Source organism: Sphaerisporangium sp. NPDC049002, from assembly GCF_040649355.1.
Classification (GTDB): domain Bacteria; phylum Actinomycetota; class Actinomycetes; order Streptosporangiales; family Streptosporangiaceae; genus Sphaerisporangium.
Genome location: NZ_JBEZFH010000008.1, coordinates 23,835 through 36,461 on the forward strand (window position 1 = coordinate 23,835; position 12,627 = coordinate 36,461).

General features: G+C 70.0%; 9 protein-coding genes. All 9 read right to left on the reverse strand.

Annotated elements, in window-relative coordinates; translation table 11 throughout:
- Positions 1–1,824, reverse strand: a complete 1,824-nt coding sequence (locus tag AB0B89_RS03360) for a prolyl oligopeptidase family serine peptidase (RefSeq protein ID WP_358547426.1) — start codon at positions 1,822–1,824, stop codon at positions 1–3.
- A complete protein-coding gene (locus tag AB0B89_RS03365; RefSeq protein WP_358547429.1) occupies positions 1,800–3,632 on the reverse strand; it encodes an N-acetylglutaminylglutamine amidotransferase in 1,833 nt (610 codons plus the stop codon). Before AB0B89_RS03365 ends, AB0B89_RS03360 begins: the two co-directional genes overlap by 25 nt.
- Positions 3,632–6,190 carry a carboxylate--amine ligase/circularly permuted type 2 ATP-grasp protein gene (locus AB0B89_RS03370; protein WP_358547431.1) on the reverse strand — a complete coding sequence of 853 codons (2,559 nt, stop codon included), beginning with the start codon at positions 6,188–6,190 and terminating at the stop codon, positions 3,632–3,634. The genes AB0B89_RS03365 and AB0B89_RS03370 overlap by 1 nt, the downstream gene beginning before the upstream one ends.
- 162 nt (positions 6,191–6,352) lie before the next feature.
- A complete protein-coding gene (locus tag AB0B89_RS03375; protein WP_358547433.1) occupies positions 6,353–6,946 on the reverse strand; it encodes a YetF domain-containing protein in 594 nt (197 codons plus the stop codon).
- Positions 6,947–6,993: 47 nt separating this feature from the next.
- Positions 6,994–8,388, reverse strand: a complete 1,395-nt coding sequence (locus AB0B89_RS03380) for an FAD-dependent oxidoreductase (RefSeq protein WP_358547436.1) — start codon at positions 8,386–8,388, stop codon at positions 6,994–6,996.
- Between the two features lie 81 nt (positions 8,389–8,469).
- Complete coding sequence (locus AB0B89_RS03385; protein ID WP_358547547.1) at positions 8,470–9,285, reverse strand: ABC transporter permease; 816 nt, start codon at positions 9,283–9,285, stop codon at positions 8,470–8,472.
- 44 nt (positions 9,286–9,329) lie between these two features.
- Entirely contained in the window at positions 9,330–10,184 is an 855-nt protein-coding gene (locus AB0B89_RS03390) for an ABC transporter permease (RefSeq protein ID WP_358547438.1), read from the reverse strand.
- Positions 10,185–10,188: 4 nt separating this feature from the next.
- Positions 10,189–11,451, reverse strand: a complete 1,263-nt coding sequence (locus AB0B89_RS03395) for a spermidine/putrescine ABC transporter substrate-binding protein (protein WP_358547441.1) — start codon at positions 11,449–11,451, stop codon at positions 10,189–10,191.
- Between the two features lie 8 nt (positions 11,452–11,459).
- A complete protein-coding gene (locus AB0B89_RS03400; protein WP_358547443.1) occupies positions 11,460–12,611 on the reverse strand; it encodes an ABC transporter ATP-binding protein in 1,152 nt (383 codons plus the stop codon).
- Positions 12,612–12,627 lie beyond the last annotated feature (16 nt).

The following is a 12,627-nucleotide window of genomic DNA, read 5'->3' on the forward strand; positions in this document are numbered from 1 at the left end:
TCAACCGCGAAAGTCGCCGGGCTGTTCCTCGAACCACCGCCCGAGCCACGCGACGACGGCCTCCACGAACGCGATCTTGTTGGCCGTCCTGACCGTCTCGTGGCCCTCGTCGTGGAAGAGCAGGTAGCGGCACGGGACGCCGCGCGCGGTGGCCTCGGCCACGACCTGCTCGGCCTCGTACACGGGCACGTTGGTGTCCTGCGCGCCGTGGACGACGAGCAGCGGCGCGGCCAGCCGGTCGAAGGAGTGGATGGGCGAAAGGGCCCGCAGCAGGTCGCGGTCGGCCACCGGGTCGCCGTACTCGGAGACGGCCGCGGCGGCGATCCACGGCTCGGTGCGGGCGTAGAAGGTCGCGAAGTCGGCCATGCCGCACACGTCCACCCCGGCGCGGAACAGCTCGGGGTAGGTCACCAGGGCCGCGAGCGTCAGATAGCCCCCGTACGAGCGGCCCATGCAGGCCACCCTGCCGGCGTCGGCGACCCCCGTCCGCACGAGGTGGTCCACGCAGTCGGCCACGTCGTCGATGGCGTGGAAGCGCAGCGCGTGGTTGTCGGCGTCGAGGAAGGCGCGCCCGAAGCCCGAGGAACCCCGGACGTTCGGCGCGAGCACGCTGATGCCCGCCGCCAGGAGCCGCTGGAAGAGCGGGTTGAAGGTCGGCCGCTCCTGGCTTTCCGGGCCGCCGTGCAGGTAGATCACACACGGCGTGCGGGACGGCCCGGCGCGGTACAGCCAGCCGCTCAGCTCCAGGCCGTCCCTGGCGGGAAAACAGACCAGCTCGGCCTCGATCTCGTCGGGCAGGGGGTCGTCACCGGCCACACGGCGGTAGGCGCCGGTCGCGAGGTCGCACAGCAGGACGTGCGAGGGCGTGGAGGGGCCCTCCCCCGCGATGACGGCCAGCGTGCCGTCCAGGGACAGCCGCGCGGAGCTGATCACGTCGACCGGCGGCGGCGGGAGCGGCCGGGTGCCGCCCTCGACCAGGTCGGCCACCTCCAGTTCGGAGCGGCCCGCGACGTTCCAGACCAGCAGGGCGACCGTGCCGTCCACGCTGACGGAGAACCGGTCGAGCTCGGCGTCGAGACGCTCGGCGATCACCTGGGGGGCGCCGCCCATGGGCATCGCGAGCAGCGCCATACGGTCGCGGCCGGCGTTGGAGCGGATGTAGGCCACCTCTCCGTCGGGGGACAGCGCGCCGAGGTCGGTCGTGGGCGGCAGCAGCGGCCGTTCCTTCCCGAAGGGCAGGTCGGCGACCGACATCTCGCGCATGCCGCGCGGCCCGTGGCGCAGCAGCACCCGGCGGTGGTCGCGGCTCACCGCGCTCGGCCACATCAGCGGGCCGGCCGCGATGGTGTCGCGGTGGCCGAGTCCCGCGTCGATGAGCACGGCCTCCGTCGAGCCGGACCCGGCCAGCTCGGCCACGAGCAGGGTCGAGCCCTGCCCGGTCCACCGCACGAACACGGCGGAGCCCCGCGCCGGGGTGTCCGTCGGCCCGGCGAGCAGGCGGCGGTCGGTGCCGTCGGGCCGTACGGCCCACACCTGGGTGTGCTCTCCGCCGCCCGGCGAGACCAGGACGGCCAGCCACTCGCCGTCCGGCGACCAGAGCACGTTGCCGACCGGCTCGGGGCCGGTGTCGATCACCCGCGCCCGCGGCGGTGCCGTGGGCGCTTCACGCCCCCCGGCCGCGTACTCGGGCAGGAGCTGGACCCAGGCGCGTGGCGAGCCGTCGCGGTCGCTGACGAACGCGACGGCCCGGTTGTCGGGCGACAGGGCGGGGAACCGGCAGATCCACGAGACGTCGACGGTCAGACTCCTTGTGCTTGAAGCCACATCTCCAGGAGTCCAAGTTGCCACAACGCGTTGGCTCCCAGTGTGGTTCTGTGGTCATCGGGCGCGGCGAGAAGCTTGTCCACCGTCGCGGGACGGAAGAGGCCGCGCGAGCGGGCGGTCGGCCCGGTGAGGGTGTCACGCACCATCTCCAGGAACGGGCCGTGGATGTGGCGGATCGCCGGCACGGGGAAGTAGCCCTTCGGGCGGTCGATGACCTCGTCGGGGACGATGCCCCGGGCCGCGGCCTTGAGCACGCCCTTGCCGCCTTCGGCCAGCTTGAGCTCGGGCGGGCACATGGCGGCCAGCTCGACCAGGTCGTGGTCGAGGAACGGGGTGCGCGCCTCCAGCCCGAAGGCCATCGTCATGTTGTCGACCCGCTTGACCGGGTCGTCCACGAGCATGACGCCGGTGTCCAGGCGCAGCACGGCGTCGAGCGCGGTGTCGGCGCCGGGCATGGCCAGGTGCTCGCGGACGAACGCGCCGCTGACGTCCTCGCCGAGCAGGTAGCCGGGCCCGAGGATCTCGGCGAGTCCCTCGTGCGCGCGGTCGAAGAAGACCTTCGCGTACACGTCGGCCGCGTCGCCGCGCGGCACGTTCTCCATCGGCGGGTACCAGTCGTAGCCCGCGAAGACCTCGTCGGCGCCCTGGCCGGACTGCACGACCTTGACGTGCCGCGACACTTCCTCGGACAGCAGGTGGAAGGCGACGCAGTCATGGCTGACCATGGGCTCGCTCATGGCCGCGACGGCGTTCTGGAGGGAGGGCAGGAGCCGCAGGTCGTCCACGAGGATGCGGTGGTGGTCGGTGCCGAACCGCCGGGCGACCAGGTCGGAGTAGACGAACTCGTCCCCGGACTCGCCGCCCGCCGCGTGGAACCCCACGCTGAAGGTGGCGATATCGCTCTGCCCCTCCTCGGCGAGCAGGGCGACGATCAGGCTGGAGTCCAGTCCGCCCGACAGCAGCACGCCCACCGGAACGTCGGCCACCGTGCGCCGCCGCACGGCCACCCTGAGGGCTTCGAGGACGGCCTCACGCCACTCGACGGGGCCCATCTCGCCCCTGGCGCTCTGGAGCACGTCCAGCTGCACCGCGCCCGGCTGGAGCACGCCCGGCTCCCGGGGACGCGTGAAGGCCGGGTTCCAGTAGTGGTCGTCGTGCGCCGTGCCGTCGGGGTCGATGGTCCGTACGGTCGCGGGCGGCAGCTTCTCCACGCCGGTCAGGATCGTGCGGGGCGAGGGCACCACAGAGTGGAAGGTCATGTAGTGGTGCAGTGCGACGCGGTCGACGTCGGTCCGCACTCCGCCGCCGGCGAGCAGCGCGGGCAGGGTGGAGGCGAACCGCAGCCGCGCCGCGTCACGGGTGAGGTAGAGCGGCTTGATGCCGAGCCGGTCGCGGCCGAGCACCAGCCGCCCGGTGTCCCGCTCGGCGACGGCGAACGCGAACATGCCCTTGAAGTGGTCCACGCACCTGCGGCCCCAGTGGCGGTAGGCCTTCAGCAGGACCTCGGTGTCGGAGGTGGAGAAGAACCGGTAGCCCTCCCCCAGCAGCACCTCGCGCAGTTCGCGGTAGTTGTAGAGGCAGCCGTTGAACACCCCGACCAGACCTGCCTCGGCGTCGACCATCGGCTGCGCCCCGCGGTCGGACAGGTCGATGATCTTCAAGCGGCGGTGGCCGAGCGCCACGGGGCCCTGCGCCCACAGGCCGGTGCCGTCGGGCCCGCGCGCGGCCATGGCCGCCGTCATGCGCTCGACGGCTCCGACGTCGGCCACGCGGCCGTCGAAACGGATCTCACCGCTGAGGCCGCACATCAGACGACCTCCCTCAGCAGCCAGGTGTCCTTGGCCCCGCCGCCCTGCGAGGAGTTGACGATCATGCTGTCGGGCGGGGCCACGCGGGTCAGCGCCGCCTGTGGGACGACCGGGTCCCTGCCGGTGAACACGAACGCGCGCAGGTCGATCACATGCGGGCGCAGGCGCTCGCCGTCGAAGGTGGGGTGCGTGGACAGGGCCACCGTCTCCTGCGCCACCCAGCGTTCCGGAGCGGCGAGGATCTCCTCGCGGATCGCCTTCAGCTCGTCCGCCGAGGCGTCCTGGCCGATGATCACCCCCTGGCCGCCGAAGCCGTCGACCGGTTTGACCACCAGGTCGTCCAGCCGGTCGAGCACGTGCTCGCGGTCTTCCGAGTCGCGGCAGAGGTAGGTCGTGACGTTGGAGAGCAGAGGACGTTCTCCCAGGTAGTAGTCGATGAGGCGGGGCACGTAGCGGTACAGGCTCTTGTCGTCGGCGACGCCGTTGCCGGGCGCGTTGGCCAGCGTGAGCGTTCCCCGCTCGATCGCGTCGAGGAGCGCGGCCCCGATCGGGCTCGCCAGGAGGCCGTCCTCCTCGATCCTTCGGTAGAGCACGTCCACGCGCCGCCCCTTGGCGTACACGACGCCCTCTCTGACCTCCAGGTCGGCGGGCTCGGCGAGGACCACGTCCATCTCCTCGGCGAGCGTCCGGTGCTCGTAGTACGCCGGGTCGTCGGGACCCGAAGTGATCACGCCGAGGGTGGGGTCGCCCACGGGCGAGGCGGCGAGCAGCGCCTCGCGCAGCAGGGACGCGGTGCCCTCGGGGTCCAGGACGGCCGAGCGGTCGAGCTCAGGAAGGACGTGGGCCGCCATCCGGCGGTTGCCCACCGCGTAGCCGATGCCCGAGGGCACCCGCAGGTTGTCCTCCAGCACGACCCACCGTCCCGCGCCGTCGCGGGCGACGTCCAGCCCGGCGACCGAGCATCTGATGGCCCCGCTGTGCACCCGCCAGCCGGCGGGCCGGTAGCCGGGCGACTCGTCCACGGCCCAGGCGGGAAGCACCCGGTCCTTGATCACCTCGCGCCTGCCGTACACGTCGCGCAGGAAGGCCTCCAGTGCGCGGACCCGCTGCGGCATCCCGTCGCGGATCTTCGCCCAGTCGTCGGCGGCGATCAGCCTCGGCACGAGGTCGACGGGCATCTTGCGGGACAGGTCGGTCGCCTCCTGGTCCGCGGCCTCGCCCTCCAGGCCTTCGTCTCCCCCGACCTGGAACGTCATGCCGGACTCGCGCATGTAGCGGTTGCGGGCGATCTCCCGCTCGCGCAGCTCCACCGGGCCGAGCCGGTCGAACGCCTTGAGGACCGGCTGGTAGGGCTCTCGGACGGTGCCCTCGATCACGGCCTCGTCCTGTACCGCGTCGTAGCCCTTGAGCAGGCTCGTCTCCAGGCCGGGGTTGGGGCCGCCGAACTCGGTCTGCCAGCCGTCCGAGCGGGTCTCGGCCACCAGGAGGTCGACGATGTCGGACAGCGTCCCGCCGTTCTCGATCACCCGCCGCTGGCGGGCCGCCGAGCTGCCCCTGCCCAGGGTCTCCTCGGCCAGCGTCGTCACGAGGTCCCAGTCGCCCGTCGCCTCCAGCTGGGGGCGCAGCCCGTCCAGCATCCGCCTGATCACGTCGGCGGCCGGCATCGCCGTGCCCTCGACCGGGTCGACGAGCGTGCCTTCGAGCCCGGAACGGGCCGAGCGCCAGGTCGCCGCGCGGACGATCTCCATGCGGATCGGCGGCGTGGGGTCGTCGTTCTCGATGGCGTGCAGCTCGCGCAGGACCACCGCGCGGAAGACGCCGGCCAGCAGGACGACCTTGCCCACGCTCGGGCAGGCGTCGCACATGCGCAGCTCGACCGTGGAGACGTGCGCGGAGGGGCGCACGTCGAAGTAGATCATGCCCGGGTCCATGATGACTCCGGACCGTACGAGGTCCGCGACCATCTGGTCGTACTCGGCGGCGGACGCGAAGTGGCGGACCGGCCCCGTGGTGGGCCAGCGATTCCAGACCAGGGTGCGGTAGCTGGCGTACCCGCTGTCGGCTCCGAGCCAGTACGGCGAGCTCGCGCTGAGCGCCAGCAGTGGCGGCAGCCAGGGGGAAACGCGGTGCGCCACCTCGACGGCGAGGTCGCGGTTGGCGACGTCCACGTGTACCTGGGCGCCGCAGATCAGCTGCTCACGGGTGAGGAGCTGATAGTCCTCCAGCATCTGCTCGTACCGGGCGTCCGGCGAGATCTTCAATGCCGCCGGGTCCACCAGGGGCACCGCCCCCGCCGCCACGATCCCGAGCCCGAGGCCGTCCGCCGCCTCGATCACCGTGCGGCGCAGGGCGGTCAGGTCGTGCCCGAGATCCTCCAGGCGCACGTACGGACGGCTGTTCGACTCCACCACCGACCGCTGCAGCTCCTGCGTGAAGCGCTCTCCCGGCAGCCGCTGAAGGAGATGACCGGCGCGTGGAACGAGGTGGCGCGTGTCGAGGTCCACGACGTGGAACTCCTCCTCGACGCCAACGGCGACCGACTCCGCGAGACCCGTCATTCCACCATCCTCAAAAAGTCCATCGACCAGGGGCGTTTGATGGGCTTCTGCCCACAAACCGCCTAAATGCACGTCACGACGGAACTCTTCGAATTGTGATTTCCCCGGCACGGGGCGACGGCGACGCGCGCGGGGGAAGACCGGCGCTCGGTCGTGGGCGCCTCAGGAGCCGGCGCGGGGACGGCCGCCGCCGGTGGCCACGAGGGACGCGAGCATGGCGTCGATGGCGTCGAGCCGGCGGTTCAGGTCGGCGATGTCCGCCTTGTTGGCGCTCTGCTCCTCGGGCTTCAGCGTGAGCACGAGCTGGCCGGTGCCTGCCAGCTCGCCGACCGCGACCTCGCTCATGTCGTCGCCGTTCTGCATCCGGACCGCGTGCTCCAGCTCCTGGGTCTGTAACGCGAGGCGGCGCAGGTTCCCGGCCACGGGCCGGCCGTCCCTGATCACGATGGTGGACGTTCCCTGCAGCAGTCGAGAGACCCGCTCGTAGCGCGCCGACAGGTGGTTCAGCAGCTCGTTGGTGGCGACCAGCGTGAGCGCGCCGACCACGCCGCCGGCCAGGCTGTCGTCGTTCCCGATCACGGCGTTCTGCACGACGTTGGAGAGCAGGAAGATGACCACGAAGTCGAAGGTGCTCAGCCCGGCCAGGTTGCGCTTGCCCACCAGCCGGAAGATGAGCACGATCAGCGCGTAGACCAGCACGGTGCGAAGGAGCTTCTCGGCCACGGGGATCTGGAACGTCAGCATGTCGTGCCACACGGAAGGCCTCCTCGTCGGGCTGATCGTGCCACCCTAAGCACGCGCGCCTAGGAGTCGAACCCCAGCCCGAACCTGTCCAGGGTGCGGAGCCAGAGGTTGCGGCGGCCCTGGTGGGCGTCCGCCCTGGCGATCGACCAGCGGGTGAGCTGGATGACCCCCGACCTGATCGGCTCCGGCGGGAACGGCACGGGCTTCTCGCGCACCATCTGAAGCTCGGTGCGCTCGGTCGGCTCCCCGGAGAGCAGGTCGAGCATCACGTTGGCGCCGAACCGCGTCGCCCCGACGCCCAGCCCCGTGTAGCCGACGGCGTACGCCAGCCGTCCCCGGTGGGCCCTGCCGAAGAACGCGCTGAAGCGGCTGCACGTGTCGATCACGCCGCCCCAGCGATGGGTGAACCGCACGTCGGCGAGCTGCGGGAACGTCGTCGCGAAGTGGCCGGCCAGGGTCGCGAAGGTCGCGTCGCGCTGCTCGTACTCCTGCCTGACCATGCCGCCGTTGTAGTACACGGCGTCGTACCCGCCCCACAGAACGCGGTTGTCCTCGGTGAGCCGGTAGTAGTGGAACTGGTTTGCGCCGTCGCCGATGCCCTGCCGGTTGCGCCAGCCGACCGACTCCAGCTGGGACGGGCTCAGCGGCTCGGTCATCAGCGCGTAGTCGTACACGGGCACCAGGAAGTTCCTCAGCCTCCCGAGCAGCGGCGGGAACACGCCCGTACCGAGCGCGACCTTGCCCGCGCGCACCCTGCCGTGCGGGGTCGTGAGCTCGATGGCGGCGCCGTCGTCCTTGAGCGAGCGGACCGGGCTGTGCTCGTAGACGCGCACGCCCAGCGACAGGCACGCCTCCCGCAGGCCCCATGCGAGCCGCGCCGGATCGATCATCGCGCAGCCGTCGCGGTCCCACTGCCCGCCCACGTAGGTCGGGGAGCCCACCTCGGCGCGCACCTGGTCGGCGTCCAGGAGGCTCACGTCCATGCCCAGCTCGCGGGCGATGCCGGTGTCCTCGGCCAGGCCGTCGAGCTGCCACGGCTCGGTGGCCACGTGCAGCTCGCCGGTGCGCTCGAACGAGCAGCGGATGCCGTACCTCGCGACGGCCCGCTCGATCTCGTCGAGGTTCTCCTTGCCCAGCCGTACGAGCGTGGAGATCTCCTGGGGCCAGCGGGCGAGGCCGTTGCCCAGCCCGTGGGTGAGGCTGGCGACGCAGAAGCCGCCGTTGCGCCCCGAGGCGGCCCAGCCGACGCGCCTGCCTTCCAGCAGCACGACGTCGAGGGAGGGGTCGCGTTCCTTGGCCATGAGGGCGGTCCACAGGCCGGAGAACCCGCCGCCGACCACTGCCAGGTCGGCGGCCGTGTTCTCGAAGAGCCGCCGCAACGGCTCGGGTTTGTCCGGACTGTCCAACCAGTACGGCTTACGCTCCGCGTCAGCCAGTGCTTTCAGCGGATCCACGCTTCCACGTCCTTACGAACCACATCGGTCTTGCCTGCCCGGCGGGACCGGTGTCCCGTGCCGGGGGTCTGCCGCCGCGCGTCAGCTTCGGCGACGGGAGGTCACCGTGTTGACCACGGCGATCGCCACGCCGACCGCGAAGATCAGCGTGCCGAGGATGTTGACCTGCGGAGGCACGCCGATGCGCACGGCTCCGTAGATCCACAGCGGGAACGTGATGGTCGCGCCGCTGGTGAACTGGGTGATGACGAAGTCGTCGATCGACAGCGCGAAGGCGAGCAGCGCGCCGGAGACCACGCCCGGGAGGATCATCGGGAACGTGACCCGCCAGAACGTGATCCACGTCGAGGCGCCGAGGTCGCGCGCCGCCTCCTCGATCGACCCGTCGAGGCCCACCACGCGCGCCCGTACGGTCACCGCGACGAACGACACCGAGAACAGCACGTGCGCGAGCACGATCGTCAGGTACCCGGTCTGCACGCCGAGGGCGACGAACAGCGACAGCAGCGAGGCCCCCATGACCAGCTCGGGCGAGGAGATCGCGGCGAACATGATCAGGTTGGTCGGGCCCTGTCCGCGGAAGCGGTACCGGCCGAGGGCGATGCCGAGCAGCGTGCCCAGCACGGTGGTGACCAGGGTCGCCACCAGGGCGATGCTCAAGGAGTTCACCACGGCTGTGGTGAGGTCGGGGTAGTCCCCGAGCCGCCCCCACCACTTGAAGGTGAAGCCCTGCCAGCTGACATTGGACTTGCTCTTGGTGTCGTTGAAGCCGAACGCGATCATCACCGCGATCGGCGCGAACAACCACAGGAGGATCAGCCACGTGTAGCCGAAAAGCAGGCGGTCGCCCCAGCGGGAGCGCCGGCGGCGACGCGCCCCGATCGAGGGCGCGGGCATGCCGTTCGTGGCCTGTGTGGGGAGCGCTGGGCTGACTGGACCGCTCATCGCGCCGCTGCCTCCAGGACGTTATCGGTGCCAAGTGCCTTGGCGTAGACGAAGATGCCGACGAGCATCGCCGCCATCAGCGTGAACGACAGGGCCGCACCGACCGGATAGTCGTTGTTCACGAGGTACTGCGTCTGGATGACGTTGCCGATCATCGTGTTGGCCGGGCCTCCGAGGATGGACGCGTTGACGTAGTCCGAGGTCATCGGGACGAACGTCATCAGGACGCCGGCGAACACGCCCGGGAGGGAGAGCGGGAGCACGATCTTGGTGAACGACGTGCGCCATGTGGCGTACAGGTCCTGCGACGCCTCCACGACCCGCGGGTCGACCCGCTCCAGTGCCACGTAGATCGGCAGCACCATGAAGGGCAGGTAGTTGTAGGTCAGGCCTCCGATGACGGCCGCGGTGGTCGCCAGCACGTGGAAGTCCTGGGGCAGCAGGCCGATGTTCTTGAGCGGCTCCAGCAGGATGCCGTCGTCGGCGAGCAGGAACTTCCACGACACGGTGCGGAGCACGAACGACACGAAGAACGGCAGGAGCACCAGCAGCAGGTACGTCGACTTGCGGGCGCCGCCCTTGAAAGCGATCCAGTACGCCATGGGGTACGCGATCACGATCGCCAGGATCGTCCCGATGGCCCCGTAGGCCACCGAGCGCACGAACTGAGTCTTGTACTCCACCAGGGCGTTGCTGAAGTTGGCGAAGTGGAAGGTCTGCAGGAAACCGTTGACGACGTCGCCCTCCATCGTGGAGACCGAGGCCATGAAGACCAGCGGCACCACCAGGAAGATGACCAGCCACAGTCCGCCCGGAAGGACGAGCAGGTAGGGAGCGATCTTGCGTCTCATGGTCCTAGCCCTGGGTGATCGGCTGGAAGATGCCTTGGAAGACCTTTTCCTCGGCGTCGGTGAGGCTCTTGTACGACCGGACCCTGGCCAGGTCGGACTCCGAGGGGTAGATCAGCGGACTGTCGGCCATCACTTCGAGCGCCTTCTTGTCGTCGCCCTTGGCCGTGGCCGCTTCCGCCTTGACGAGGTCCCGCGTCGAGGGAACCGGGGTGATGTAGGTGATGTACTCCGCCAGCGCGGCAGCGATCTTGGGCTGGTAGACGTAGTCCATCATCGCCAGCGCGTCGACCGGGTTCTGGGCGGTCTTCGGGATGCACATGTTGTCGGTCCAGATGTTGCCGCCCTCTTGGGGGACGACGAACTTCAGGTTCTGGCCTTCGAGATTCTGCTGGTAGATGTCGCCCGACCAGGCCATGGTCACCCAGATGTCCCCGCGGGCCAGCGCGTCGACCCAATCCTGTTCGTAGTATTTCCGGACAAGTCCAGCATCGCGCTGCTCCTGGAGTTTCTTCCCGGCCTTCTCCCAGTCGGCCTGGACCGACTTGTCCGGGTCGATGCCCAGGGCGAACATCCCGAAGTTCGCGACCTCCTGCGTGTCGACGAACATGCCGACCTTGCCCTTGTACTTCGGGTTCCAGAGCTCCTGGATGCTGGTGATCTCGCCGTCGACGTACTTCGGGTTGTACGCGATGCCCGTCAGGCCCGACTGCCACGGAACCGTGTAGGTGTTGCCCGGGTCGTAGCTCGGGTTCTTGAACCTCGGCCCCGCGTTGGCCGCGAAGTTCGGCAGCTTGGAATGGTCGAGCGGTACCAGGTAGCCGAGATCCATGGCCTTGCCGAGTTGGAGGCCGTTGGTCATGACCATCAGGTCGAACCCGATGTCCTGCCCGGCTGCGAGCTGCGGCTGGATCTTGCCGAACCAGGTGGAGTTGTCCTGGACGGCCTCCTGGTAGGTCACCTGGATGCCGGTGTCCTTGGTGAACGCCTCCAGGGTCGGGTACCGCTTGCCCTCCTTGTCGATGTACAGGGGCCAGTTGGCGAAGCGCACCAGGCCGTTCTTCTTCTTGCCGGCCCAATAGCTCGCCACGGCGTCCTGCTGGGGTGCGGCGACCTTCCGGCCGGGGATGCTGCAGGCCGTGAGCGCGAGGGCGGCGGCGGACATGCCGGCCATTCGCAGTGCTTCTCGCCGGGTGAGACGCGAGCCGTCGCGGTGACGGGCCCGCGTCAGCCCACGCAGGAACGCGGGGTCACGCGAGGGGTCGTTCATGGGGACTTTCAACTTCCAATCGCGTACGAGTGCTGCGGCTGCCACGACAGCCAGACGGAGTCACCGCGCTCCGCCGTGATGCTGCTGTCCCTGGCGTTCTGCTCGAAGACCGTGAACTCGGCGCCGCCGGCGAGGTTCACGGCGTAGCTGTTGTAGGTGCCGAGGTAGACGACCTCGGCCACGGTTCCGCGTACGGCGCTGAGGTCCGCGCCGGGCTCGTCGTGCGAGATCCGGATCTTCTCCGGCCGTACGGTCACCTCGACCGCGCCGCCCTTGAGGGTGCCGTCGGCCACCGGGACCAGCACCCGGTCGCGGTCGCCGATCCTGATCGTGGCCGTACCGTCGCTGACCGCCTCGGCCGTACCGCTCAGCAGGTTGGAGGTGCCGATGAACCCCGCCACGAACTTGGTCGCGGGACGCTCGTAGATCTCCCTGGGCCCGGCGAGCTGCTCGACCAGGCCGTCGTTCATGACGGCGATGCGGTCGCTCATGGTGAGCGCCTCGTTCTGGTCGTGGGTGACGTAGACGAACGTGATGCCGACCTCGCGCTGGATCCGCTTGAGCTCGATCTGCATCGCCTGGCGGAGCTTGAGGTCGAGCGCGCCGAGCGGCTCGTCAAGGAGGAGCGCCCGGGGGTTGTTGACCAGGGCTCGCGCGAGCGCGACCCGCTGCTGCTGGCCACCCGACATCTCGCGGGGGCGCCGCTTCTCGCGGCCGGTGAGGTCGACGATCTCCAGCATCTCGCCGACCCGGCGCTTGATCTCCGGGTCGGGTACGCGCTTGCGCCGGAGGCCGAACGCCACGTTCTCCCAGACGTTCATGTGGGGGAAGAGCGCGTAGGACTGGAAGACCATGTTCACGTCGCGCTTGTTCGGCGGCACGTCGGTGACGTCCTGCCCCTGCAGCCGTACGGCACCCCGCGAGGGGTCCTCGAACCCGGCGATCATCCGCATCGTGGTTGTCTTGCCGCAGCCGGACGGCCCGAGCATGGAGAAGAACTCGCCCTCAGCGATCGACAGGCTGACGCCCTTGACCGCCTGTACGACCTCACCATGCGCTAGGTATTCCTTGACGACTCCGTCGAGTTCGATGGCGGGCACCGGGGAGATGTCGGAGGCGGCCGCGGAGGCCGCCTCCTTGCCCGCCTGGATTTCGGTCATTCCAGGCTATCCCTCT